The 21,963-nt window shown below is 70.5% G+C and carries 29 protein-coding genes; 14 read left to right on the top strand and 15 right to left on the bottom strand.

Annotated elements, in window-relative coordinates; all coding sequences use genetic code 11:
* Positions 1-25 precede the first annotated feature (25 nt).
* From AC0HS0_RS11105 to AC0HS0_RS11090, 4 genes are all read right to left on the bottom strand, one after another.
* Positions 26-961 (bottom strand): NADP-dependent oxidoreductase, encoded by a 936-nt coding sequence (locus AC0HS0_RS11105; protein WP_472964037.1) that lies wholly within the window; start codon positions 959-961, stop codon positions 26-28.
* Positions 962-1,043: 82 nt separating this feature from the next.
* Positions 1,044-1,697: a TetR/AcrR family transcriptional regulator gene (locus tag AC0HS0_RS11100; protein WP_472964035.1), complete on the bottom strand. Its 654-nt coding sequence runs from the start codon at positions 1,695-1,697 to the stop codon at positions 1,044-1,046.
* 45 nt (positions 1,698-1,742) lie between these two features.
* Complete coding sequence (locus AC0HS0_RS11095) at positions 1,743-2,039, bottom strand: DUF2277 domain-containing protein (protein ID WP_472964034.1); 297 nt, start codon at positions 2,037-2,039, stop codon at positions 1,743-1,745.
* Between the two features lie 291 nt (positions 2,040-2,330).
* Positions 2,331-2,777 (bottom strand): MarR family winged helix-turn-helix transcriptional regulator, encoded by a 447-nt coding sequence (locus AC0HS0_RS11090; RefSeq protein WP_472964033.1) that lies wholly within the window; start codon positions 2,775-2,777, stop codon positions 2,331-2,333.
* A 63-nt stretch (positions 2,778-2,840) separates the two neighbouring features.
* On the opposite strand from AC0HS0_RS11090, the gene AC0HS0_RS11085 reads away from it, so the two are divergent.
* The gene (locus AC0HS0_RS11085) at positions 2,841-3,209 is read left to right on the top strand and encodes a VOC family protein (protein ID WP_472964032.1); all 369 of its coding nucleotides are present in this window, start codon (positions 2,841-2,843) and stop codon (positions 3,207-3,209) included.
* 48 nt (positions 3,210-3,257) lie between these two features.
* Here the strand turns inward: AC0HS0_RS11085 and AC0HS0_RS11080 are convergent, their stop codons facing one another.
* Positions 3,258-3,698: a DUF6069 family protein gene (locus AC0HS0_RS11080; protein WP_472964030.1), complete on the bottom strand. Its 441-nt coding sequence runs from the start codon at positions 3,696-3,698 to the stop codon at positions 3,258-3,260.
* Between the two features lie 81 nt (positions 3,699-3,779).
* Here AC0HS0_RS11080 and AC0HS0_RS11075 point away from each other — a divergent pair, with 81 nt between their 5' ends.
* From AC0HS0_RS11075 to AC0HS0_RS11055, 5 genes are all read left to right on the top strand, one after another.
* On the top strand, positions 3,780-4,385 hold the full coding sequence (locus AC0HS0_RS11075; RefSeq protein WP_472964029.1) for a TetR/AcrR family transcriptional regulator: 606 nt from the start codon (positions 3,780-3,782) through the stop codon (positions 4,383-4,385).
* A gap of 193 nt (positions 4,386-4,578) precedes the next feature.
* Entirely contained in the window at positions 4,579-5,319 is a 741-nt protein-coding gene (locus AC0HS0_RS11070) for a bestrophin-like domain (protein WP_472964028.1), read from the top strand.
* A gap of 70 nt (positions 5,320-5,389) precedes the next feature.
* Positions 5,390-5,629, top strand: coding sequence for a hypothetical protein (locus AC0HS0_RS11065; RefSeq protein WP_472964027.1), 240 nt, complete (start codon positions 5,390-5,392; stop codon positions 5,627-5,629).
* 92 nt (positions 5,630-5,721) lie between these two features.
* Positions 5,722-6,162, top strand: coding sequence for a MerR family transcriptional regulator (locus AC0HS0_RS11060; protein WP_472964025.1), 441 nt, complete (start codon positions 5,722-5,724; stop codon positions 6,160-6,162).
* Positions 6,159-7,139, top strand: coding sequence for an NAD-dependent epimerase/dehydratase family protein (locus tag AC0HS0_RS11055; RefSeq protein WP_472964023.1), 981 nt, complete (start codon positions 6,159-6,161; stop codon positions 7,137-7,139). The genes AC0HS0_RS11060 and AC0HS0_RS11055 overlap by 4 nt, the downstream gene beginning before the upstream one ends.
* Positions 7,140-7,262: 123 nt before the next feature.
* Here the strand turns inward: AC0HS0_RS11055 and AC0HS0_RS11050 are convergent, their stop codons facing one another.
* Positions 7,263-8,714: a helix-turn-helix domain-containing protein gene (locus AC0HS0_RS11050; RefSeq protein ID WP_472964022.1), complete on the bottom strand. Its 1,452-nt coding sequence runs from the start codon at positions 8,712-8,714 to the stop codon at positions 7,263-7,265.
* Between the two features lie 113 nt (positions 8,715-8,827).
* On the opposite strand from AC0HS0_RS11050, the gene AC0HS0_RS11045 reads away from it, so the two are divergent.
* Complete coding sequence (locus tag AC0HS0_RS11045) at positions 8,828-9,925, top strand: alcohol dehydrogenase catalytic domain-containing protein (RefSeq protein WP_472964021.1); 1,098 nt, start codon at positions 8,828-8,830, stop codon at positions 9,923-9,925.
* Between the two features lie 36 nt (positions 9,926-9,961).
* Complete coding sequence (locus AC0HS0_RS11040) at positions 9,962-11,395, top strand: APC family permease (protein WP_472964019.1); 1,434 nt, start codon at positions 9,962-9,964, stop codon at positions 11,393-11,395.
* 86 nt (positions 11,396-11,481) lie between these two features.
* Here the strand turns inward: AC0HS0_RS11040 and AC0HS0_RS11035 are convergent, their stop codons facing one another.
* Positions 11,482-12,369 carry an arginase family protein gene (locus AC0HS0_RS11035; RefSeq protein WP_472964017.1) on the bottom strand — a complete coding sequence of 296 codons (888 nt, stop codon included), beginning with the start codon at positions 12,367-12,369 and terminating at the stop codon, positions 11,482-11,484.
* A gap of 224 nt (positions 12,370-12,593) precedes the next feature.
* On the opposite strand from AC0HS0_RS11035, the gene AC0HS0_RS11030 reads away from it, so the two are divergent.
* Positions 12,594-13,022, top strand: coding sequence for a four-helix bundle copper-binding protein (locus AC0HS0_RS11030; protein WP_472964184.1), 429 nt, complete (start codon positions 12,594-12,596; stop codon positions 13,020-13,022).
* A gap of 66 nt (positions 13,023-13,088) precedes the next feature.
* Here AC0HS0_RS11030 and AC0HS0_RS11025 read toward each other — a convergent pair whose 3' ends face one another.
* The 4 genes from AC0HS0_RS11025 to AC0HS0_RS11010 all read right to left on the bottom strand — a co-directional run bounded on the left by AC0HS0_RS11025 (position 13,089) and on the right by AC0HS0_RS11010 (position 15,466).
* On the bottom strand, positions 13,089-13,421 hold the full coding sequence (locus AC0HS0_RS11025; RefSeq protein WP_472964015.1) for a hypothetical protein: 333 nt from the start codon (positions 13,419-13,421) through the stop codon (positions 13,089-13,091).
* Positions 13,422-13,539: 118 nt separating this feature from the next.
* Complete coding sequence (locus AC0HS0_RS11020; RefSeq protein ID WP_472964014.1) at positions 13,540-13,875, bottom strand: DUF2834 domain-containing protein; 336 nt, start codon at positions 13,873-13,875, stop codon at positions 13,540-13,542.
* Positions 13,872-14,843 (bottom strand): hypothetical protein, encoded by a 972-nt coding sequence (locus AC0HS0_RS11015; protein ID WP_472964012.1) that lies wholly within the window; start codon positions 14,841-14,843, stop codon positions 13,872-13,874. The genes AC0HS0_RS11020 and AC0HS0_RS11015 overlap by 4 nt, the downstream gene beginning before the upstream one ends.
* Complete coding sequence (locus AC0HS0_RS11010) at positions 14,840-15,466, bottom strand: MerR family transcriptional regulator (protein ID WP_472964011.1); 627 nt, start codon at positions 15,464-15,466, stop codon at positions 14,840-14,842. Before AC0HS0_RS11010 ends, AC0HS0_RS11015 begins: the two co-directional genes overlap by 4 nt.
* Before the next feature lie 84 nt (positions 15,467-15,550).
* Here AC0HS0_RS11010 and AC0HS0_RS11005 point away from each other — a divergent pair, with 84 nt between their 5' ends.
* From AC0HS0_RS11005 to AC0HS0_RS10995, 3 genes are read left to right on the top strand one after another with little or no spacing between them, the layout of a single operon-like run.
* Entirely contained in the window at positions 15,551-15,796 is a 246-nt protein-coding gene (locus AC0HS0_RS11005) for a hypothetical protein (protein WP_472964010.1), read from the top strand.
* Positions 15,793-16,230, top strand: coding sequence for a hypothetical protein (locus tag AC0HS0_RS11000; protein WP_472964008.1), 438 nt, complete (start codon positions 15,793-15,795; stop codon positions 16,228-16,230). The genes AC0HS0_RS11005 and AC0HS0_RS11000 overlap by 4 nt, the downstream gene beginning before the upstream one ends.
* Before the next feature lie 55 nt (positions 16,231-16,285).
* Positions 16,286-16,408, top strand: coding sequence for a hypothetical protein (locus AC0HS0_RS10995; RefSeq protein ID WP_472964007.1), 123 nt, complete (start codon positions 16,286-16,288; stop codon positions 16,406-16,408).
* Positions 16,409-16,505: 97 nt separating this feature from the next.
* On the opposite strand, the gene AC0HS0_RS10990 is transcribed toward AC0HS0_RS10995, so the two are convergent.
* On the bottom strand, positions 16,506-17,006 hold the full coding sequence (locus AC0HS0_RS10990; protein WP_472964005.1) for a MarR family winged helix-turn-helix transcriptional regulator: 501 nt from the start codon (positions 17,004-17,006) through the stop codon (positions 16,506-16,508).
* 81 nt (positions 17,007-17,087) lie between these two features.
* Here AC0HS0_RS10990 and AC0HS0_RS10985 point away from each other — a divergent pair, with 81 nt between their 5' ends.
* On the top strand, positions 17,088-17,879 hold the full coding sequence (locus tag AC0HS0_RS10985; RefSeq protein WP_472964003.1) for an SDR family NAD(P)-dependent oxidoreductase: 792 nt from the start codon (positions 17,088-17,090) through the stop codon (positions 17,877-17,879).
* 15 nt (positions 17,880-17,894) lie between these two features.
* Here AC0HS0_RS10985 and AC0HS0_RS10980 read toward each other — a convergent pair whose 3' ends face one another.
* Positions 17,895-19,874, bottom strand: coding sequence for an FAD-dependent monooxygenase (locus AC0HS0_RS10980; protein WP_472964183.1), 1,980 nt, complete (start codon positions 19,872-19,874; stop codon positions 17,895-17,897).
* 124 nt (positions 19,875-19,998) lie between these two features.
* Between AC0HS0_RS10980 and AC0HS0_RS10975 the strand changes: the two genes are divergently transcribed.
* Positions 19,999-20,685 (top strand): IclR family transcriptional regulator, encoded by a 687-nt coding sequence (locus tag AC0HS0_RS10975; RefSeq protein ID WP_472964001.1) that lies wholly within the window; start codon positions 19,999-20,001, stop codon positions 20,683-20,685.
* 16 nt (positions 20,686-20,701) lie between these two features.
* Here the strand turns inward: AC0HS0_RS10975 and AC0HS0_RS10970 are convergent, their stop codons facing one another.
* Together AC0HS0_RS10970 and AC0HS0_RS10965 are read right to left on the bottom strand one after the other, a co-directional pair.
* Positions 20,702-21,241, bottom strand: coding sequence for a putative immunity protein (locus AC0HS0_RS10970; RefSeq protein ID WP_472964000.1), 540 nt, complete (start codon positions 21,239-21,241; stop codon positions 20,702-20,704).
* 22 nt (positions 21,242-21,263) lie between these two features.
* Positions 21,264-21,920, bottom strand: coding sequence for an NAD(P)-dependent oxidoreductase (locus AC0HS0_RS10965; protein ID WP_472963999.1), 657 nt, complete (start codon positions 21,918-21,920; stop codon positions 21,264-21,266).
* Between the last annotated feature and the right edge of the window lie 43 nt (positions 21,921-21,963).

Genomic DNA, 21,963 nt, shown 5'->3' with positions numbered 1-21,963 from the left:
TCGGATGTTCCTTACTCTCCGTCGCTCAGCCGAGCCGTGGGCTCGACGGGCGGATCTCGATGACGGTCTTCCCCTTGCGCCGTTCGGCGGGGTTCAGGGCGTCGAGGGCGTCGTCGAGGCCCGTGACGTCGCCGATGTTGGTGCGCAGCCGGCCGTCGCGCACGCGCTGCACGACCTCCACCAGCTGGGCCGGGATCGACTCGACGACGAAGTCGACCGCCAGGCCGTCCTTCGGTCGTTCGTCGGCCAGGCCGGTGACGGTGATCAGGGTGCCGCCGGGGCGGATCAGCCGCGTCGACCGTTCCTGGATCTCACCGCCGATGACGTCGAACACCAGGTCGACCTCACCGACGTCTTCGAGGGTGTCGCTGCCGAGGTCGACGAACTCGTGGGCGCCGAAGTCGAGCGCCTTCTGGCGGTCCGCGGCGCGCCCGGTGCCGATGACGTAGGCCCCGGCCTCGTGGGCGAGCTGGGTGACCATCGTCCCGACCGCTCCCGCCGCACCGTGCGCGAGGACGGTCTGGCCCGAGCGGAGCCGGCCGTGGTCGAACAGTCCCTGCCACGCGGTGAGCCCCGAGATCGGGAGGCTGGCGCCGACCGTGAAGTCGACGTCGCCGGGCAGCGGGGCGAGGTTGCGGGACTCGACGGCGACGTACTCGGCGAGGGTGCCGTTGCGGTGCCAGTCCGAGATCCCGAACACCCGCTGGCCGAGCGTGAGCCCGGTGGTGCCATAGCCGAGGGCGATGACGACTCCGGCGAGTTCGTGCCCGAGCACGGAGGGCGAACGGTCTCGACCCGCGCGATCGGTCCACGTCGATGGCCAGTCCACCTCGGTCGGCACGTAACCGGAGGCGTGCACCTCGACGATCACGTCGTTGATCGCCGCCGACGGTTCTGGCAGGTCCGCCAGCTGCATCCCGGCCGAACCCTCGGCCTTGTCCTTCACCACGATCGCCTTCATGAGCCCGCCTTCCGTTCAGGATGTCGAACCATCCTAAGCATGAATTGGACGAATTCGTCCACTTTTGTGGAGGATGGCCTCGTCAGCGCGTCGAGAGCGACTCGATGTGCGCGATCGCCATGTCGAGCGATGTCGCCATCGGCGTCACGTCGCGCGCGTTCTGGGCCAGGATGTAGCCGCCCTGCAGTGCGCCGAGCAGGCCGGTCGCCAACTGCTCGACGGGCGCGTCCGGCGGGAGGGCCCCATCGTCCTGGAGGCGCTGCAGGGCCGCCGCCAGGAGACTCTGCCACTCGGCGAACAGCGCCACGAGCGCGCGGCGAGCGACGTCGTCGTGGTCGGAGACCTCCGACGCCAGTGATCCCAGGGCGCAGCCGTAAGCACCGTGCCGCAGAGCGTTGCTCTCCACCAGCGCGTCACGCCAGCGCTTCAGGCCGGCGATCGTCGAGACCCGGCCGAGGGCGTCGCGCTCGCGGAGGATCACCCGCTCGCCCATCAGGTCGACCACGGCACGCACGACGTCGTGCTTGCCGCCGAAGTGCTGGTAGAGCTGCGACTTGCTCACGCCGCCGGCCGCGACGATGTCTTCGAGGGTCGTGGCTCCGACGCCGCGTGTGAACATCAGGTCCGCCGCCGCGTCGACGATCCGCGCCCTCGTCTTGGCGCCGCGCGGCGTCAGGCGCCTGCCGGTGGAGGCGGTGCCGGCGGTGCCGGCGGCCGGATCGGCGACGGTGGACATGCTCCCATGCTAGTGAGGGCGGCTGTACGAGAAGCCCTTGCCCGCTCAGGCCGACGCCGTCCGGATCCGGACCTCCCGCTCCATACGCTTCTCGTGCCGCTCCCTGCCCTTGAGGGCTTCGAGCTCCCGGCTCTTCGGAGGCGCGTTGGTGACCAGCTGATCCAGCATCCGGCGCGTGGCCTCGGCGATCTCGTCGATCGCCTGCTCGAACGCCGCGGTGTTCGCGCGCGACGGTCGCGCCGACCCGCTGACCTTGCGGACGAACTGGAGGGCGGCCTCCCTCACCTCGTCATTCGTCGTGGGCGGCTCGAAGTTGTGGAGGCAGCGGATGTTCCGGCACATGCCGTGACGATACCTCGATCGCGCCGCGCGCTGTGCGACTTCTCAGGAAGGATGGCGCAGGATGTCTTGGTTACCCGCAGTACGAAAAGGAACCACCCCATGAGCTCGCTCCGCGACCACATCGAGCGCACCCTCCGCGACACCGACCACAGCATCGCCGTCGAGACCGTCCCCGTCAGCACGGGGTCGATAACTCTTCCGCCGACGCAGTAGGCCGCGTCGGTCACTCACCGACTCGGCAGAAGACGTCGCCTCGCCCCCGTCGGACGGCGTGTTCTGCCAACTCGATCGCTAGGCGCCGCGCAACGACCGCACCATGCTCTGGAGGCTGTGGAAGGCGGCGGACTGCTCGGCCTCCGTCATGCCGGCCAGCATGCGGAGCTCGACGGAGCGGACCGCGGCGGTCGCCTTCTCGAGGCTCGCGCGGCCGCGGGCGGTGAGCTGCGTCGGGAGCGCTTTGCCCACCGGCGCTTCGGTCGCCCGGGTGACGAAACCGTCGCGCTCCAGCGTCTGCAGAAGCACGTTCATGGTCTGCCGGGTCACGAACGCGCCGCGCGCGAGCTCGGAGTTGGAGAGTCCGGGGCGCTGGGCGAGCAGCTCGAGGCAGGAGTAGTGGGTCACGCTCATGCCGAGCGGCCGCAGCACCTCCTCCATCGCGGCGCGGAGGGCGCTCGACGCCTCCTTGAGCAGGTAGCCCAGCGAGCTGTCCAGCTCGATGCCCACAACGTCTCGACTCATGTCAGTAGTCTGACATAGGCTGAGTCATGTCAGAAAACTGACACATCGAGAAGGAGTTCCATCATGCCCGCAACCGGCCCCGATTTCCTGTCCCTGCAGGTCCGCGACCTCGACGCCTCCCAGGCGTTCTACGAGAAGTACCTCGGCCTCGTCCGCTCGCCGGCCGGCCCTCCGCACGCCGTCGTCTTCGAGACGACACCGATCGCTTTCGCGCTCCGCGACCTCCTCCCCGGCACGGACCTCGACTCCATCACCCGGCCCGGTGTCGGCGTCGCGATCTGGCTGCACGCGACCGGCGTCCAGGCGATCCACGATGCGCTCGCCGCCGACGGCCACATCATCACCGCGGCGCCGATCGACGGGCCGTTCGGGCGGACCTTCACGTTCGCCGACCCGGACGGGTACCAGATCACGCTGCACGACCGCGGCTGACCGGCCGGCCCGCGGGCCGGCGCCGTCGCGGTCGAAGTGTGTCGATGCTCAGGCCGCCGACGGCTCCTGAGGTCGCGATGCGAGCACATACGACGGGACCGCCACCGCGATCGTCGCGACGTGCATCGCCATCAGGCCGAGCACGGCCGTGGCGGTCGTGCCGGGGATGAACCCCGTCGTCAGGAGGACGACGTCGGGGATGAACGAGAGCACGCCGACCACCGGGACCAGCACTGCGAAGGTGCGCCGGGGGTTCCGTGCGCGTGCGCGGATCGCCCTCCACCCGAACCAGCCGACGACGACTCCGACGACCGTCATGCTCGCGTACGCGGGTGGGAGTAGTGGCCCGTACTGCGCGGGCGCGCCCGCAGCGACGGCCGCCATCGCGATGAGCGCGTTGAGTGCGACCGCCACGATGATCGCGGCGATCAGGATGAGTGCGGTGCGGCCGACGCCGGAGTGGGTGGCCGTGCGCGTCGCTGTCGACATGATGTCTCCCTCTATTTCGGGACCGATCGGTCCCGTTATCGGATAACGGTACCGCTGAGTCCCGGAATATACAATGCCCCTATGGATGACGACTCGTCGCCGCGATCCGCCGGACGCCCGCGCGACCCCGCGGTCGACGAGCGGATCCTGACCGCGGTGCAGGAACAGCTCGTGACGAGCGGCTACGCCGGAACGACGATCGAGGCGGTGGCTCGGGCAGCCGGCACCGGCAAGTCCGCGGTCTACCGACGCTGGCCCGGCAAGATCGAGCTCGTCGTCGCCGCCGTGCTCGCGCTCAACGAGCCCGTCGAGACGCCGGACACCGGCTCGCTGCGCGAGGACCTCGTCCAGTGCGCGATGCACTACGCCGGAGGGGACGAGCGCTCCGCGCAGGTGCTGGCCAGCCTGCTGGGGGAGCTGCGAAACGACCCCGAGCTGTTCCGGGCGGCCAACACCGCGATCGGCCGCCCGCCCGTGACGGCGCTCGTGGAGGTGATCCGGCGCTGGATCGGCCGCGGTGTCATCTCCGAGGATGTGCGCGTCGAGCTGATCGCGGGCCTCATCCCGACCGCAGCGTTCGGCAGTGTGACGCTGCGGCGACGGGCGCTCGATGCAGAGGCCGTGGCCGAGCTGGTCGACTACGTACTGCTCCCGGCGCTCGGCGCGCGGGGCGGCGAGGGCGCTTAGCCCGGGGATTCGCCGCCGAACAGGGGACCGGTGACGGTCTGGCCCGGTGGCCCGCGGAGTCCTACGATAACGACGTCAATGCTGTCGACGTCAGTGCTGTCGACGTCAGTGCTGTCGACGTCGGCGCTGCGGGGGAGGGACGTTCCTGAACTGGTTCTACGACACGCCCGAATACATCACGCTGCCCGTCTTCGTGGTGCTGTTCGTGGCGGCGTCGTGCGGCATCGTCCTCCTGCTTCGGCCGTTCGTGCGCCGCAACGCCGTCGAGGGCGCGCAGTGGGATCGGGTGCTCGGCTACATCGTCGGCACCTTCGGTGTGTTCTTCGGCATCCTCCTCGGCCTGGTGGCGGTCTCGGTCTACAACGACTACACCGACGCTCACTCCGCGGCGCTCGAGGAGACGTCACGGCTCAGCAGCCTCTATCGCTCCGCGGCCGGGCTGCCCGAGCCGCTGAGTACCGAACTCCGGAGCGAGTTGAAGTCGTATGCGCGCTCGGTGATCGACGGCGATTGGCCGCAGCAGGAGCAGGATCAGCTGCCCACCGCGAGCCTCCCGGCCGTGGATCGCATCCAGCACACCATCGACTCGTTCGACCCGCACACCCTCAAGCAGCAGGCGCAGTACGCGCAGATCCTCGCCACGTTCGACTCCTTCGTGGAGGCCCGGCGAGCCCGCACCGACGCCACGACCGTGGAGCTACCGGGGCTGTTCTGGATGGTGATCTGGGCGGGTGCGATCATCAACGCGGTGCTGATCGGCTGCATCGAGGTGAAGAACGTGCGGCAGCACCTCCTGATGGCGGGCCTCCTCGCGCTGTTCATCTCGCTGGTCATGTTCGTGACCGCGGACATGGACCACCCGTACGCCGGCTCGATCTCGGTCGACCCCGGCGACTTCGTGCGGCTGCTGCAGCAGTGGGAGGGGAGCCGCTGACGGCCAGGTCGTCGTCAACTCGTCTCCGGCCTGAAATCGCGCCGAAACCCCCGGCTCGTAGATTCGGTGCATGACGGCGCCTTTCATCCTCATGTCGTGCGCGTACTGCGGGCAGGACCGACCGGTCGCGGCCGGCGGCAGGCTGCCCATCCACTTCCTCGGCAACGGCGAACCGTGCGCCGGATCCGACCTCGACTCGGTCGACTTCGACGCCGATCCCGTGCGTTCTGCCGCGATCGCCTACGTGATGCGGGCGGCGGCGCGCAGACTCACCCCGTTCCGCGGGGGAGGGGCCGCGAAGGGCACGTAGATGCCCCTAAACCGCGGTTTTAGAGGCATCTACGTGCCCTTCGGCCGAGGTGTCCTTGACCTCAAGCGCTTGAGGTCTGTTCTGATGGAGCCATGACAAGGTTCACCATCCAGGACGTGTCCCGGCAGAGCGGGCTCAGCGAGCCGACGCTGCGGTACTACGAGGAGGTCGGCCTCCTCGGCCCGATCGCCCGAGACGACAGCAGCGGACACCGCAGGTACAACGACGGCGACCTCGACGCTGCGCAGGTGCTCGCCTGCCTGCGGGCGATGGGCGTCGGCATAGAGGACATGCGCACCTACCAGGCCAACCGGCGCCGCGGTCAGGAGGCCGCGGCCGAGCAGCGGGACATCCTGCTGCGCCACGCCGACCGGGTGGAGGACCAGATCGCGACGCTCCGCACCCATCTCGACTACCTCCGCGCGAAGGCCGTGCTGTGGGACGCCCGCGACCGCGCGGACGCCGCGGCCGAGGCCGAGGCGCAGGTCGAGCTGCAGGCCATCCTCCCGCGACTCGAGGCGACGTTCCGATGAGTGGCGCGAAGGTTCTCGTCACCGGCGGCACCGGCTACCTGGCCACGCGGCTGATCGCCGACCTCCTCGCCTCGGGCGTCGACGTGCGCACGACGGTCCGGAGCCTCGACCGTGCCGACGAGGTGCGGGAGGCCGTGCGGCGCGGTGGTGCCGACGACGCCGGGCTGTCGTTCGCGGCCGCGTCGCTCACCGAGGACGACGGCTGGTCCACTGCCGTGCAAGGGATCGAGGAGGTGTACCACGTCGCGTCGCCGATGATCCAGACGACCGCCCCCGAGGAGGTCGTCGTGCCGGCGCGCGACGGGGCGCTGCGTGCGCTGCGGGCTGCCCGCGACGCCGGCGCTCGCCGCGTCGTACTGACGTCATCGTTCGCGGCCGTCGGCTACTCGCCGAAACCGGTGCGCGACTACGACGAATCCGACTGGACCGACCCTTCGACGCCGGGATTGCCCGTGTACCCGTTGTCGAAGGCCGTCGCCGAGCGCGCCGCGTGGGACTTCGTCGAACGCGAGGGCGGTGACACTAAGCTGGTGGTCGTCAACCCGACCTGGGTGGCGGGGCCGACCCTGACCGGCTCGGCGCGATCGTCGCTGCAGTTCTTCACCGGGATGCTCGACGGCGTGATGACGGCGGTCCCGAGGCAGCGTTTCGGGATCGCGGATGTGCGGGACGTCGCCACGACGCACATCGCCGCGATGGCGACTCCCGGCGCGGCGGGTAAGCGTTACCTGCTGCTCGCCGACGGGCCGACCATGACGTTCCTCGACGTCGCGAACGTGCTGCGGGCCGAGCTCGGCGAGCTGGCGCGGCGCGTGCCGACGCAGGAGGTACCGGGCGTGGAGCCCACGCCGCTCGTCATCCACAACGAGCGGGCCAAGGCCGAGCTGGGCTTCCGGCCGCGGCCGGCGGTGGAGACGATCGTCGAGACGGCGACCAGCTTGCGGGATCTGGGCATGCTCGCTGCCAACCCTGCCTAATTGAGGTATCCTCAGATTTAGAGACGAGGGCGAGTCGCGCCTGGCGCCAACGGCCGGCGACTCGCCCTCGACGCGCCATCGAGACGTGAGTAATCGCTGGTTTCGGCCCTCCGGAACCCGCGATTACTCACGTCTCGACGTTGGAGGGGCCCACGCGTGCACCGCTCGCAGCGCCAGCCACGCGGCGGCTCGGTCGTCCGCGTCGGCGAACGACAACCCGACCAGGCCTTCGATGCGCTGCATGCGCGTCGCCAGGGTCTGCCGGTGGATGCCGAGCCTGTCGGCGGCGGCGCCCCAGGCGCCGTTCTCGGCGAGGAAGACGCGCAGCGTCTCGAGCAGGTCGCCGTGCGCGCCCGCCGGGTCACGCAGCGGGTCGAGCAGGCGGGCGAGGCGGCGGTTGTCCGCGTCAGGCAGCCGGTCGAGCACGAAGGCGATGGTCGGGATGGAGGAGTAGTGCACGACGCGGCGGCCCTCGGCGCGGGCGGCCTCCAACGCCTGCGCGGCCTCGCTCGCGCTCGACGCGAGGGCGTCCGTGGGCGCTGAGACACCGACTCCCAGGAACAGCGCCGACGAGTAGGCCTCCACCCGCGCGCCGATCTCGTCGACGTGGTCGTCGCGGAGGAAGCCGGTCACCACGCCCTGCGCCTGCGTGAGGATGTGCGCGGCGCCGAGTTCGTTGAGCCATAGCGAGATGAGACGCTCCACGTCGACCGACGCCGAGCGCGCGGTGAGGGCGAACGCGGTCAGCGTCGTCTCGTGCACGCCCCACCGGCGCAGCAGGGAGGCCGCGGGCTCGCCTCCCGTGAGGAGGACCTCCAGCAGCACCCCGCGGCCGAGGCGCTCGGTGCGGGTGGGATCGTCGGTGCGCAGCACGAGGTCGAGCAGGGCCGCGGTCTGCGAGCCGAGCTCGCGCGCACGGCTCGACGACTCGGTGCGCGGGCTGACGATGAGCTGCGCGGAGAGGTCCTCGCCGGGGCCGACGGCGTGCACCTGGAGGGCGCGATGGCGCACCCGCACCGGCCGGCCCAGCGCGACCGCGATGGCGTCCTGCACGTGGAGGCCTCCCGCCCCCGCGGTCGTGATCACCTGGCCGTGCCGGTCGAGCAGTACGGCCCAGCCGTCGATGCGGTGTGCCAGCTCGGCCACAACGCCCGACACGCCACCACGCCGCGCCGCCAACGTGAGCACCTTCATCGCGCTGGTGACCGCGCGGTCCTCCGCGGCCTGGTCGACCGCGAGCAGCGCGGTGAGCTGGGGGAGCAGCACCTCCTCGGGTTCGGTGGCTCCGACGACGGCTGTCACGCCGCCCTCCTCGAGCGCCCGCACGATGGCGCCATCGTCGGCCCGCGTCACGACCACCGCGCTGCGCAGTGCCTCCGCGCGCGGGTCACCACCTCCGAACACAGCCTCGATCTCCGGCGCGGAGGCCACCACGAGCGTCGCGAACGACGGCCGCCCGACCAGGGAGAACTCGCTCAACCGCGCCACGCCGTCGACGGGCGTGCCGGTGTCGACGCCGCCGACGAGCAGTCGCCCACTGAGCGATCGGGCGATGGAGGCGATATCGCGGGACACGAGACGATTGTACGAGATGTCGAATCCCGCACCGATCTTCACACTTTCGGTGAATGACACCCCGCGAGGCGGCCTCCTAGCATCGAGCGAGTACCGCACACGAAGGAGTACCGATGCAGGCCGTCATCTTCACCGAACCGTCCGCTCCCATCGAGGTCGCCGACGTCGACCTCGCGGAGCCCGGCGCCGGCGAGGTCCGCGTCCGCATCGCGGCGGCGGGTGTCTGCCACTCCGACCTCCACGTCAAGCGCGGTGAGTGGGACGCCCCGGCTCCGCTGGTCATGGGCCACGAGGGCTCCGGCGTCGTGACCGCGCTCGGTGCGGGCGTCAGCTCGCTGGCGATCGGCGACCACGTCGTGCTCAGCTGGGTGCCGCCGTGCGGCGAATGCCGCTACTGCCGCTCGGGCCACGAGGCGCGCTGCCAGAAGGTCGCGACAGTCGTCGCGCCCAAGGGTGTGCTGTTCGACGGCACCTCCCGGCTCTCGCGCGACGGCGAGACCCTCCACCATTACCTCGGGGTCTCCTCCTTCGCTGAGGAGGTCGTCGTCCCGGCCTCCGGTGCGGTGAAGGTGCGCGACGACGCACCCCTCGATGTCATCGCCGTGGTCGGCTGCGCGGTCGCCACCGGGGTCGGCGCGGTACTCAACACCGCCGCTGTCGAGCCGGGCTCGACCGTCGCCGTGATCGGCTGCGGCGGCGTCGGCCTCAACGTCGTGCAGGGCGCCCGCCTCGCCGGCGCGGAGCGCATCGTCGCCATCGACGTGCTCGCCGATAAGACCCAGATGGCGCTGCAGTTCGGCGCCACCGACCGCATCGACGCGTCGCAGGCCGACGCCGTCGAGCAGCTCTTCGACCTCATCCCGGACGGCGTCGACTACGCGTTCGACGCGATCGGCCGCACCTCTACCACCGAGCAGGCCATCCGGATGCTCGGCCTCGGCGGCGCGGCCGTCATCGTCGGCCTGCCGCCGACAGGCGCCAAGGCCTCCTTCGAACCGCTCGTGCTCGCGGAGGCCGACCAGCGCATCCTGGGCTCCAACTACGGCTCGGTGCGCCCCTCCATCGACATCCCCGCCCTGGTCGACCGCTACATGGACGGCCAGCTCAAGCTCGACCCGCTGATCTCGGGCCGGCGGCCCCTGGCGGAGGCGGCCCAGGCCTTCGACGACCTCGAGTCCGGGTCCGTGCTGCGCACACTCCTCATCCCCTAGCCCCTCACCCGAACGAACACGACTCACAGGAGAGCCATGTCAACCACCCAGAGCAAGGCGGCCCCGGCCGCCGACGCCGGCCTCCGGCACGGCGTCATGAGCGGCCCCGAGCTGGCCGCCCAGGCGATCGCCAACATCGCGCCCAGCGCCGTCATCGCCTTCACCGCCGCCGCGATCTTCATCGGCGCGGGCAACGGCACCATCTACTCGTTCCTGCTGGCGACCATCGTGATCCTGTGCGTGGGCTACTGCGTCGTGGTCTTCGCCCGCAAGCATGCATCGGCAGGGTCGCTCTACACGTACGTCGCCAAGGGCCTCGGGCCGACCGGCGCGTACCTGGCCGGCGTCACGCTGGTCATCGGCTGCTGGGGCATCGCCGCCGGCTCGCTGGGTGGCGCCGTGTCGTACTTCAACCAGTTCCTGGTGCTGCTCGGGGTGCCGGCGGGCGGCGTCGGCTGGTACATCGGGCTCGCGATCGTGCTCGGCGGCCTGGCGACGCTCTTCACCATCCGCGGCATCCGGCTCTCGGCACGTGTGTCGCTGGTGCTGGAGCTGGTGTCTGTCACGATCATCACCATCCTCCTCATCGCCGCGCTGGTCTGGGCCGGCCCGAGCGCCTGGGATCCTGCGCAGGTGATCGCGCAGGGCTCGTCGTTCCAGGGCGTCGCCGCCGGAATGGTCCTCGGCATCCTCGGCTTCGTCGGCTTCTCGTCGGCCGACGCGCTCGGCCGCGAGGCCAAGAACCCGTACACGGCCATCCCGCGCGCCATCATGTGGAGCGCCGTCGTCGTCGGCGTGCTCTACGTGTTCGCCGCCTACACCCAGATCGCCGTGCTCCACGAGCACCTCGCGACCAGCGCCAGCCCGTTGGAGGACATCGCCAAACTGATCGGGATGCCGTCGTGGTTCGCGCCCATCCTGACCTTCGGCGTCGGCGCCTCGTTCTTCGCCGTCGTCGTCGCGCCCCTCAATGTGGTCGGCCGGGTCATGTACGTGATGGGCAAGGAGGGCGTCCTCCCCGAGCGCTTCGGCCGAACCCACGAGCGCCACCTCACGCCGCACCGCGTCCTCCTGGTCGCCGGCCCTGCCGCGATCCTGCTCGACGTGATCCTGCTGGCCGTCGGCTCCAACCCGATGGATATCACGGTCTGGGTGGACACCTACGGCACCTACGGCTACATGGTCGCCTACGCGCTCGTCGCGATCGCCTGCATCGCCTACACGCGCCGCGCGGGCATCCCGAACACGCTGGTGTGGGTGTGCGCGGTCGTCGTCGTCGCCGCGATGGCCTACGTGTTCTTCGCGAACGTCTGGCCGGTTCCCGCCTTCCCGCTGAACGTCATCCCGTATCTCTTCCTGCTGACCCTGGTCGCGGCCGTGCTCTGGTTCGTCTACCTCAAGCGCCGCCGCCCGGAGGTCATCCAGAACATCGGCAACACCGAGACGGACGCGCTGGAGGGAGTCGGGTAACTCCGCCGGCGACCTCATTCGCCATCGAGATGTGAGTAATCGCGGGTTCCGGAGGGACGGATCCCGCGATTACTCACGTCTGGGCGTCAGGCGCGGGGGAGGAGGGGTGTCAGCATCTCTACGATCAGTTGGGCGGAGGTGCTGAAACGGTCGGTGGGGTCGTGCTCCAGTTCGCTGATCTGGAGGCCGACGACGCGCTCGCCCGCCAGGGTGCGGGCCGTCTCGACGACCGTGTCGATGGTCAGGCCGTCGGCGACCTGGAAGTCGGTGGGGACGATGCCGGGCCGCAGCACGTCGGCGGAGAAGTGCACGAACACCTCGCGGCCGGCGATGGTCGCCGCGAGTTCCTCCTGCGTCCGCGGACCGGCGGCGATGTTGCGGATGGGGGAGTTGGCGATCACGTGCTTCTCGGCCCTGTCGAGGTCGCGCGCGCCGAGCAGGACGACGTTCGCCAGCGCGAGGTCGTCCCCGTGACCGGAGGTCCACAGGCCGCTCGCCCCGGCGAGGGCCATCCCGCTCAGGTCGCCCGTGCGGGTGGTGCCGGGGGTGTGGAGGCAGGGGTGGGCGCCCATCCAGACCACCGCCGCGTTCGGGAAGGCCCGCGCGACGGCAGGGAGGGTGGCGATGGAGGCCGCGTTGCGGGTCACGCAGAAGGCGCTGAACACGCTGCTCTCGAGTGACCGCGTCGCCCGCTCGCTCAGAGCCTCCAGCTCAGGACGCGACTGCTGGAGGGCGGCTCGCCAGCCGAGGCTGCGCCCCTCCGACGCGGATCCCTCGCCCACCACTGCGGCCGGTGCGTCCAGGCGCCGGCCGAGCTCGCGGGCGAGCGCGAGCGTCGCCTGCCGGGCGCGATCGTTGTGACCCGAGACGCCGTCCACGAATGCGGTGACCGTGGCGGCAGAGAGGCCGGCGGCACCCACTGCCCGCGGGCGCGCAGCGGCCTGTGCCGGGGAGAGGTCGACGACGGGGTTCATTTCAACCGGCGCCTTTCGGGTCAGCGCATGGGAACGATGAGCCCAGAATAGTTGCAGCCGCGCACGCGCCGTCCCACCCAAAAGTGGTGCCGCCCGGCTGGGGCACTGCACCCGTCGCCTCTGCCTTGTGGCCGCCTCCGCAGGCTTCTATCGTGTCGTGTGTTACGGCACGGTGGTCTGAGGCGACCTGCCTCTCTCGTGTCGGCGGGAGGTGGGTGCGCGTGATGGACGAGACCAACCGGATGATGTCCATGATGAGCGAGTCGGCCCAGGGGCCGATGGCGGGCATGGACATGGCGATGGTGCAGCGATGTATCGAGGCGTGCTCGGCCTGCGAGCAGGCGTGCACGATGTGCGCGGGCTCGATGATGTCGATGGAGGGCATGTCGGGTTCGGCGATGTGCATGAGCTGTGCCGAGATGTGCAACACGATGATGCGCATGATGCTGCGCCCGATGCCGATGAACGAGCGCGACATGGCCGCGATGATGTCGATGCTGCAGGCGACGTCGATGATGTGCCGCGCGTGCGCGGACGACTGCTCGGCGATGGACGACAGCATGTCGGCGAAGATGTGCGCTCAGGTCTGCATGAACTGCGCGGACGCCTGCGACGCGATGATGGCGTCGATGAAGCCGATGATGACCGCCTGAGGTCGCCGCAGGGATCGCCGAGGGGATGCGGAGGGGCGTTTACGTGCCCCTCGGCGGTGCGGCGGCTTACGCAGCGAGCGCGACGTTGAGGAGCTCGTCGCCGACGGCGAGCACCCCGTAGAGCGCGTGCACGGCGACGGGCGATCCCGCCGTGAGCACCTCCCGCAGGTCGTCGAAGTGCCAGCAGCGGAGGGCCTCCCCGGTCAGCTCGGCGAGCTCGATCCGACCATCTTCGTGCGCCGCGACGACGAAAGCGTCGACCCAGTGCGAGGGCGTGGCGATCGCCGCCTGCCGTGCGATGGGGTGGAGGGCGTAACCGTCGTCGAACATCTCCGCGCCCTGCCCGGAGGCGGCCCGGAGCAGGGCGTCCTTCGCGGTGGGGCTGGGCTGACGGGTCACGATGTCCTTCTCACGGGTCGGCGGGTGCGATGTGTCGAGGATAGACAGCTCGCCCGCCCCCGTCACTTCGGCCGTCACACGGTGAAACATCCGTGCCGTGCGGTGTTCGCACGTCGTTTCACACGTTCGACCGAATTGCGAGGCGCCTCTCACGCATGGCCAGGAACAACGGCAGCGCGAAAGCGAGGGCGACGAGCGGGATCAGTACGATGTACACCCACACGAAGCGCATGCCGATGCGGCGCGACTCGATCACCATGAAGACGACGGAGGCGATCGCGGGGACCAGCACGTCGATCGTCAGCGACAGCACGGCCGGGCCGCTGCCGATCCAGTCGCCCACGTAGTCGCGGTGGGTCGCGATGGCGATCACGTTGAAGGTCCATGTCCCGATCAGGCCGAGGACAGCGAGGACGAGGTAGGCGGTCACGCGGCCGTTCCATCGGGCGGTCATCGGCCGGCCCCGACCGGGTCGGGCGCGAGTTCGGGCGCGGCCTCGGGCTGCGGGCGCGGCCTCCGCCCGATGAGGACCACCAGCGCGGCGGCGACGACTCCGCCGATCGCCAGCGCCCAGCCTCCCCAGAGGAACACTCCGCCCGGCCGCACGATCGACTGCCCGGCGAGCGCCTGGAACGTGACGAGCGCGACCGTGCCGGCGTAGACGACCGTCGCGACGATCACGAGGCGCAGCCGCACCCGGTCGTCGGCGAGCGCGCGCCAGTGCCTGCCCGCCCAGTCGAGCACGATCGCGAAGAGCGGCAGCAGCTGGAGGGCGTGCATCCCGACGAAGTGGGGGATGCGCAGGTCGCCGGCGACCGTGCTCCAGCCGAGCAGCGGGAGGCCCGGCCCGCCGTCGGGGATGCCGACGGTGTGCGCCCCCGCGATGCCCTGGAAGTCGTCGAGCTGCTGCGAGGTCGGGCTGGTCATGAGGTAGGCGAGGCCCATGCCGACGAGCGCGATCACCGCGCCGGCACGCACGGCGAACGTCGTGGAGGCGGTCGGCAGGCGCAGGAAGAAGACCGCGATCGTGGTCAGGAAGGTGCAGACGTAGAGCACGGTGATCGACACCGCCATCGTGCTCCAGATGGCGGAGGCGAGCGGGGTGGAGACGTTGAAGTGGCTGGTGGTCCCGGCCGCCGCGGCGCCGAGGATGAGGGCCTGCTCCACGATCAGGGCGACGGCGACGATGGTCCCGGCGATGTGCGCGGTGCGTCGCCATCGCGGCAGGTGCGCGATGAGCCAGGCCCAGGTCACGCTGTAGAGCAGGATCGAGATGGAGAACTTCAGAGGCTTGGCCCAGACGTCCAGGCCGGTGACCTGGCGGGGATCGACCAGGAGGCCGACGAGGCAGACGATGGTGCTCACGAGCATCAGCGCGGCGACCGTCATGAGCGGACGGTGCCACGCGAAGACGGACTTCATGGCATTCTTCTCTCATTCGTGACGACGGCCTGCGCCATCCGGCGCAGACCGAGAGCGAGGGTGTCCCCGAGCACGGTGCCGACCACGACGAGTTCGGTCATGCGCGCGGGGTCGGGGAGGGTGCCGACGGTGTCGAGGTCGGCTTCGGCCTGCAGCCGCGCGGCGGCCGCGTAGCTGTCGAGGTAGGAATCGGGCAGCGCGAAGCCGGCGTTGTCGAACGCGTCGATCACCTGGGCGGCGATGCCGCGGCCGATGTTGTCGTCGCAGTCGTGCCAGCCGGCGCGTGCGATGAGCGCGTCCACCCGGTCGAGCGCGGGAGCGGTCGGCGGGGCGACGTCGGGGACCGCAGACCGGGAGACCGCCTGCTGGGCGACGTCGAACGCGTGGACCACGGGTGCGCCGGGCTCGTCGAGCGCATCGAGGATGGTGCGCACGGCGGCGATCGAGAGCTTGCCGACCTCCAGCATCGCCCGGATCAGCTTGAGTCGGCGCTCGTGCTCGTCGGTGTACTCGGTGCGGTTGCCGCCCACACGATCGCCCGCGGGCAGCAGGTTCTCGCGCACGTAGTACTTGATGGTGGCGGCCGGGGTACCGGTTCGTTCGGAGAGTTCGGAGATGAGCACGAGGTGATAGTAACACTACCGGTAGCGATGCTACCAGTAGTGATCCACCATCGACATTCTGCACCGCGGTGGTATATTTGTACCGTGGTAACAGTAGAACGTGTCCAGACCGGCCTCCGCATCGAGAAGAGCACGCTGAAGGTGCTCAAGGGCCTGGCGGAGTACCTCGACATGCCCCTCGGCGAACTGGTCGAGGGGATCGTGCTGCACGCGTTCGAGGGCGAGGCCCCCTTCGGCACCGAGACGCTCGCCAAGATCGAGCAGCTCAAGGCCGTCTACGACGTGCGCCTCACCGCCGAGGACGCCCACACTCTCACGGAGACGGCATGACGACGCTCGTCGGGAGGCTGCGGGTGCCGCTCGCACCGGCCGACGCCTTCGTGCTGTTCACCCCGCTCGGCGAGCGGGCATGGGTGCACGGCTGGGAGCCGCGCTTCCCGCGCCCGGTCGACGACGACACCGAACCGGGCACGGTCTTCGTGACCGAGGCCCACGGCAGCAGCACGACCTGGGTCGTGACCGCGCGGGACCGTCCGCAGGCGATCTCGTACGCGCGTCTCTCCCCGGGAGACCGCGCCGGGACGGTGAGGGTGCGGCTGCAGGCCGACGGCGAGGCCTCCCTCGTGGAGGTCGCCTACGACCTGACGGCGCTCGCACCGGAGAGCGAAGCCGACCTCCAGCGGTTCGCAGACGGCTACGCCGCCTACCTGGAGTCGTGGGAGCGGGACATCGCGGCGCACCTGTCGGGGGTGCGGCACCCCTAGCGGCCGGAGGTGGCGCAGCGTACGCTCGCGCGACCGACGACCAGAGGAGAGACCGATGGAACAAGACGACGCAGCACGGCCCGATCCCGACGACGTGCCGGACGGCTCCGGCACCGATCCTGAGCACCCGGATGACGGCGAAGACACGGCGTCGGGAGGTGGAGCCGATGATCGCTGACGCGCGACCGGGCGACCAGCCGGACCCCGACGAGGTCGACCCCGAGCACGGGACGGATCCCGAGGGGACGCCTGTGGAGAACCCGGGCGGGTAGAGCTCAGCCGAGGCGGTCCGGCGGCACCCAGGCGGGCGTCGCCGGATCGATCGCGGTCGCGATCCGGCTGCAGATCGCGGCGAGCTGCCGCACCTGTGCCTCGGTGAGCGGCTCGAAGACGAGCTGCTCGACCAGTGCGTGATGTGCGGGGTTGGCCCGCACCACCTGCTCGTGCCCCTCCTTGGTGAGGACCGCCAGCGTGAAGCGGCCGTCGGTCGGGTCGACCTCCCGGCGCACCCAGCCTTTCTTCTCCAGCCGCGAGATCGCCCGCGACAGTCGCGAGAGCGTACTGCTCGCGTAGCCGGCGAGCGTGCTCATCCGCAGCGTGCGGTCGGGGGCGGTGGCGAGCGCGTACAGCAGCCCGTGCTCGTAGTGGGTCACGCCGCTGTCGCGTTGCAGCTGGGCGTCGAGCGCCGCCGGTAGACGTTCGAGCAGGGTGGCCACCGAGGCCCAGGCCTCGAGGTGGGCCGGGCTCAGCCCGGGGAGCTCGCTCGACGATGTCATGTCTCGAGCCTAGCTGACTTGCCTAGGCAAGTGATAACCCGTACAGTCACTTTCCTGAGCAAGTGACTCGAAGGAGACGAGATGGATTTGCAGCTGCGCGGGAAGACCGCCTTCGTGAGTGGATCGACGCAGGGGATCGGGTACGCCGTGGCCTCGGCGCTCGCCGCGGAAGGCGCGCGCGTCATCGTGAACGGCCGCCGCGACGACGCAGTCGCCGCAGCGGCCGCGAAACTCCGACGTGCGCACCCCGGCGCCAAGCATTCCGGTCTGGCTGCCGACTTCGGGGACGCGGAGCAGGTGGGGCGGCTGCTCGACGAGCTGGGGGAGGTCGACATCCTCGTCAACAACGTCGGACTGTTCGGGCTCGAAGCGTTCGCGACGATCGACGACGACGAGTGGGCGCGCTACCTGGAGGTCAACCTGATGAGCGGCGTCCGGCTGGCGCGGCGCCTGCTCCCGGGGATGATCGAGCGCGGCTCGGGCCGCATCGTGTTCGTCAGCAGCGAGTCGGGGGTGAACGTGCCGGCCGACATGATCCATTACGGCGTCACGAAGGCGGGGATGATCGCCCTCGGCAACGGGCTCGCCAAGCTCACCCGCGGTACGGCGGTGACAGTGAACACTGTGCTCGGCGGCCCCACGTACTCGGACGGCGTCGCAGCGACGGTCGAGTCGATCGCGGCCGCGCAGTCCACACCGGTCGACGCGGTGAAAGCGGCGATCATCGGGCAGAACCGCACCACTCTTCTCGAACGGTTCCTCGAGCCGGCGGAGCTCGCGACGCTGGTCGCCTACCTGGCCAGCCCGCTGGCCTCCGCGACGAACGGCGCAGCGATCCGCGCCGACGGCGGCGTGCTCACCGGGATGCTGTAGCGACCGCCTCGACGATCAGCTCTCGGCCGACCCGAGGATCTCGACGCGCTCGCCGATCTCGACATCCTGCACATCGTCGCGGCCGGCCTCGGCCAGCCGCTGCCGCGGTTCGCGCATGTGCCGCGCGAAGAACTCGCTCAGCTCGGCGCGGGCGCTCAGCGGCAGGACCGCGGCGACGTACTGGTCGGGGCGCACGACGACGATGGCGCCGGCACGGCCGATGCCGCGGTCGCGGTGGATGTCGCGGCCGTGGCCTGCCGAGAAGATCTGGTTGAGGTCGTGGAGGCCGTAGGGCACCTTGGCCGGCTTGAACCCACCGGGGACGGAGGCCGGCTCCACCTCGGTGTAGTCCTGCTGGTAGATCACCTTGGTGTCGAACACGGCGTCGTCGTCGCCGCCCGCGGGTGTGTAGCGCACGCGGGGCGAGGTCGGGTCGGTGGTCCACCACTCCGCGAAGTCGGCGGTCGGCGTGCCGGTGAGCGCAGGTTCGGCGTCATCGGCGAAGACGTACACGCGCCAGCGGCCGTCTGCCTCATGGAAATGGCCGAGGTGCCGCCACCGGTTGTCGGCCCGGCGGATGACCTCCGCCGACTTGAAGCGCTTGCCGATCGGGAACCCGGGCGCGAGCTCCTGGTGCTCGGCGCCGAGGGTGATCAGCGACTCCTCGTACTGGGTCATGAACCCGGCGGGGAACTCCATCGTCTTCACGTACCAGTGCTCGAGCTCGGAGGGGTCCTCCCAGTCGTCCACCGGCTTGGCCATCATCCCCGACCACTCCTTGTCGAAGTCGATCAGGTTCTGGGCGATCACCTTGCGCTCGGCGGCGTAGGTGTCCAGCAGCGCCTCGGGGGCCCGGCCCTCCAGCACGGCCGCGAGCTTCCAGCCCAGGTTGAAGCCGTCCTGGATGGAGACGTTCATGCCCTGCCCGGCCTTCGCCGAGTGGGTGTGGCAGGCGTCACCCATGATGAACGCGTGCGGGTGCCGCTCGCCGGTCAGCTCGACCGGCACATCGTCGAACCCGTCGGTGATGCGGTGCGCCACCTCGTAGACCGACCACCAGGTCACCGCCTTCACGTCGAGCGTGTAGGGGTGCAGGATGCGGTTCGCCTTGGCGATCATGTCTTCGATCGGGGTCGCGCGCACCGCGCCGGGGTTCGCCTCGTCGACCTCCCCGAGGTCGACGTACATGCGCGCCAGGTAGCCGCCCTCGCGCGGGATGAGCAGGATGTTGCCGGCGTCGTGCGACTGGATCGAGCACTTGACCTGGATGTCGGGAAAGTCGGTGTTCGCAAGGATGTCCATGACCCCCCAGGCGTGCATCGACGCGTCGCCGTGGAGCCGGTGACCGAGCGAGTTGCGCACGCTGCTGCGGGCGCCGTCGCCGCCGACCAGATACTTGGCGCGCACAGTGCGCTCCTCGCCCGTGCGCGGGCCGTGGCAGTAACGGATGCGCGCGCTGACCGGGTAGTCGGCGTCGGGATCGATCGCGCAGTCGACGAACTCGATGCCGTAGTCGGGGACGATGCGTCCGGGGGCGCGCTCGGCGTCGCGGAGGAAGTAGTCGAGGATGCGCGACTGATTGACGTAGATGTGCGGGAACTCGCTGATCCCGGTCGCGTCGTCCGGAGCGCGGGAGGCCCGGACAATGCGCGACGGATCAGCGGGGTCCGGCTTCCAGAAGCACATCTCGACGTTGCGGTAGGCCTCCTCGATGACCTCGCCGGCGAAGCCGAACGCCTGGAAGGTCTCGACCGAACGGGCCTGGATGCCGTCGGCCTGGCCGACCTCCAGCCGTCCCGGGCGCTTCTCGATGGCCCGGGCGTCGACGGAGGGGAAGCGAGAGAGCTGCGCGGCGACGACCGCGGCGGCCGGCCCGGTTCCGACGATGAGCACGTCCATCTCGTCCGGCAGCTCGCGCGGGCGCTCCACGCCGTGCCCGGCGGCCGGCTTGACGCGGGGATCACCGGACTCGTAGCCGCGGTAGTGGATCTGCACGCTCATTCCTCCTCGAATGACGACCGTTGTGTCCCGAGAGCAGTGTCTCTATAGTTGAAACGTCGATCTAATAATCGCTACAAGGCTAACCCGTCGCCTGTAGCACGGCAACAGGGAGGTCGGTATGGCCCACACGAACGGCGGCGGCGTGGTCTCCGTGGCCGGCACCGACGGAGGCTCGCAGACCCTGGCGCGCGGCCTGACCGTCCTCGCCCTGATCGGCGAGTCGCCGACGCCGCTCACCGTCGCGGACCTGTCGGCCCGGCTGGGCCTCCACCGCTCGATGGTCTATCGGCTGGTCCGTACGCTCGAATCCCACGGCTTCGTGATCCGCACGCCCTCCGGCGAGCTGGAGCTCGGGGTTCGGCTGGTGGCGCTCGCCCGCAACGTGGAGCGCGCCCTCCACATCGCGGCGGCGCCCGTGCTCGCCGAACTGGCGGACGGCCTCGGCATGACGGCGTTCGTGGTCGCGTTCGACGGGGAGGCCGCGGTGACGCTCTCCACCGCGGAGCCGCGCGGCGTCGACGCGACAGTGGCGCAGCGACCGGGCAGCCGGCACTCGATCGACCGGGGGGCGCCAGGCCGTGCCATCCGTTCGCAGCTCGACCCGGTGGCGCACCCGCCGCGGGCGTACGAGGTCAGCAGCGACGAGATCATCCCGGGGCTGTCGTCGGTCGCCGTGCCCCTGCGGGCGCTGGACGGCACGCCGTCATCGCTCGCCGTGGTGTACATCACACACGAGTACGAGGTCGGTGCGATCGCGGCGACGCTGACCGCTGCCGCCGAACGCATCGTGCGCGCGCTGCGCTGACCGCCGAGGCGCGTCGTCACGCCGTCGTGCCGAGAGCCTCCTGGATGCGCCGGATCGCCTTCCCGAGCATCCCGGAGGCGAGCATGCCCGGCCCCAGCGGACCGGAGCGATCTTCGCCCAGGCGCGGCAGGCGGCGGAGGGCGGTGCGGACATCATCGGTCATCCGGCCGAGCTGCCAGCGCACCTCGTCGTCGAGCGCCTGCGGATCGTCGGGGGAGGCCAGCGCCGCGGCCCGCGCGGCGTAGGCGGCCGCCCCCAGCGCATGGGAGCCGACGTGTGCGACAGCCGCCGCCTGCGCCGCGGCGCGAGCGGCCGACACGCCGGTCTGCGTCGTCGCCGCGGAGGCTGCCCGGCCCGCGACGAACCGTCGCTTTATCTCGCCGCCCGCGTCGAGCTCGCCACGGGAGTAGGCACGGGCCCGCTCGATCGCCTCGCGTGGCCGGAGGTCGCCGGGCGCCTCCGCCTCGAACAGGCCGAGGACGTGCTCGGCGCAGTCGGCCGCCCACCCCGCGACCGCGCGCCGATCGGTGTCATCGAGCGTCTGCGGCGAGGTCATGTCGCCCATCGTGCCACGGCGCTCAGCGCTCCCTAATGGCAGTGAACCGCGCTCGATGGTGGGCAGGATGCTCGATCTCGTCGACGATCGCGACGGCCAGGTCGGCGGCCGAGATCGTCGACTCGCCCTCCTCGTCGCGCAGCAGCACGTCGCCGCCGAGGCGGTACCGGCCGTTCGTCGGCACGGGCGCCCAGGCGCCGAACCGCTCCGGAGGGCTGACGAAGAACCAGTCGACCGACTCGGGCGTCGCCCGCAGGTCGTCGAGGATGTGCATCCCGGTCTGGATCTCGGGCTTCACCTCGGCCGGAAGCTTGTCGACGGTCACGTCCCACAGGGTGGGGCCGCCCGGCTCGACCAGGAGCGAGGAGGCGCCGCCCACGTGCGCGATGCGCGTCGGGGTGCCGTCGACGCGGCGGGCGAGCTCCTGGAGGACGCCCTCCACCTCGCCGGCCATGTCGCCGCGCGGTGAGAGCGCGCTGATGACCACGTCTGCGCCGGGGACGACCCGGTCGAGGATCGCGGGGTCGAGCACCGAGCCGATCACGTAGTCGACACCCTCCACTTCGGTCGCCGCGGCCGCGCGGCTCACGGACGTGACTTGATGCCCCCTCCGTGCCGCCTCCGCGACGATCGCCCCTCCGGCGTAGCCGGTGCCTCCGAGAACCGTGATGCGTGCCATCCGCACTCCTTTCCGCCTCTCACGATAGGCCGCACGTCGCCGC

The sequence above is a fragment of the Leifsonia sp. PARNA 1/14 genome, assembly GCF_055720965.1.
This window is presented reverse-complemented; position numbering and strand designations above follow the sequence as displayed.

Bases quoted from the DNA above. Each gene is read 5' to 3' on its own strand.
- AC0HS0_RS11100 (WP_472964035.1), bottom strand. From the start codon at position 1,697: ATGTCCACCGTCGCCGATCCGGCCGCCGGCACCGCCGGCACCGCCTCC.
- AC0HS0_RS11055 (WP_472964023.1), top strand. From the start codon at position 6,159: ATGAGTGGCGCGAAGGTTCTCGTCACCGGCGGCACCGGCTACCTGGCC.
- AC0HS0_RS10995 (WP_472964007.1), top strand. From the start codon at position 16,286: ATGGAACAAGACGACGCAGCACGGCCCGATCCCGACGACGTGCCGGAC.
- AC0HS0_RS10975 (WP_472964001.1), top strand. From the start codon at position 19,999: ATGGCCCACACGAACGGCGGCGGCGTGGTCTCCGTGGCCGGCACCGAC.
- AC0HS0_RS11080 (WP_472964030.1), bottom strand. From the start codon at position 3,698: ATGTCGACAGCGACGCGCACGGCCACCCACTCCGGCGTCGGCCGCACC.
- AC0HS0_RS11090 (WP_472964033.1), bottom strand. From the start codon at position 2,777: ATGAGTCGAGACGTTGTGGGCATCGAGCTGGACAGCTCGCTGGGCTAC.
- AC0HS0_RS10970 (WP_472964000.1), bottom strand. From the start codon at position 21,241: ATGACCTCGCCGCAGACGCTCGATGACACCGATCGGCGCGCGGTCGCG.
- AC0HS0_RS11075 (WP_472964029.1), top strand. From the start codon at position 3,780: ATGGATGACGACTCGTCGCCGCGATCCGCCGGACGCCCGCGCGACCCC.
- AC0HS0_RS11065 (WP_472964027.1), top strand. From the start codon at position 5,390: ATGACGGCGCCTTTCATCCTCATGTCGTGCGCGTACTGCGGGCAGGAC.
- AC0HS0_RS11035 (WP_472964017.1), bottom strand. From the start codon at position 12,369: ATGAACCCCGTCGTCGACCTCTCCCCGGCACAGGCCGCTGCGCGCCCG.
- AC0HS0_RS10965 (WP_472963999.1), bottom strand. From the start codon at position 21,920: ATGGCACGCATCACGGTTCTCGGAGGCACCGGCTACGCCGGAGGGGCG.
- AC0HS0_RS11030 (WP_472964184.1), top strand. From the start codon at position 12,594: ATGGACGAGACCAACCGGATGATGTCCATGATGAGCGAGTCGGCCCAG.
- AC0HS0_RS11045 (WP_472964021.1), top strand. From the start codon at position 8,828: ATGCAGGCCGTCATCTTCACCGAACCGTCCGCTCCCATCGAGGTCGCC.
- AC0HS0_RS10990 (WP_472964005.1), bottom strand. From the start codon at position 17,006: ATGACATCGTCGAGCGAGCTCCCCGGGCTGAGCCCGGCCCACCTCGAG.
- AC0HS0_RS11000 (WP_472964008.1), top strand. From the start codon at position 15,793: ATGACGACGCTCGTCGGGAGGCTGCGGGTGCCGCTCGCACCGGCCGAC.
- AC0HS0_RS11015 (WP_472964012.1), bottom strand. From the start codon at position 14,843: ATGAAGTCCGTCTTCGCGTGGCACCGTCCGCTCATGACGGTCGCCGCG.
- AC0HS0_RS10985 (WP_472964003.1), top strand. From the start codon at position 17,088: ATGGATTTGCAGCTGCGCGGGAAGACCGCCTTCGTGAGTGGATCGACG.
- AC0HS0_RS11085 (WP_472964032.1), top strand. From the start codon at position 2,841: ATGCCCGCAACCGGCCCCGATTTCCTGTCCCTGCAGGTCCGCGACCTC.
- AC0HS0_RS11095 (WP_472964034.1), bottom strand. From the start codon at position 2,039: ATGTGCCGGAACATCCGCTGCCTCCACAACTTCGAGCCGCCCACGACG.
- AC0HS0_RS11060 (WP_472964025.1), top strand. From the start codon at position 5,722: ATGACAAGGTTCACCATCCAGGACGTGTCCCGGCAGAGCGGGCTCAGC.
- AC0HS0_RS11020 (WP_472964014.1), bottom strand. From the start codon at position 13,875: ATGACCGCCCGATGGAACGGCCGCGTGACCGCCTACCTCGTCCTCGCT.
- AC0HS0_RS11105 (WP_472964037.1), bottom strand. From the start codon at position 961: ATGAAGGCGATCGTGGTGAAGGACAAGGCCGAGGGTTCGGCCGGGATG.
- AC0HS0_RS11040 (WP_472964019.1), top strand. From the start codon at position 9,962: ATGTCAACCACCCAGAGCAAGGCGGCCCCGGCCGCCGACGCCGGCCTC.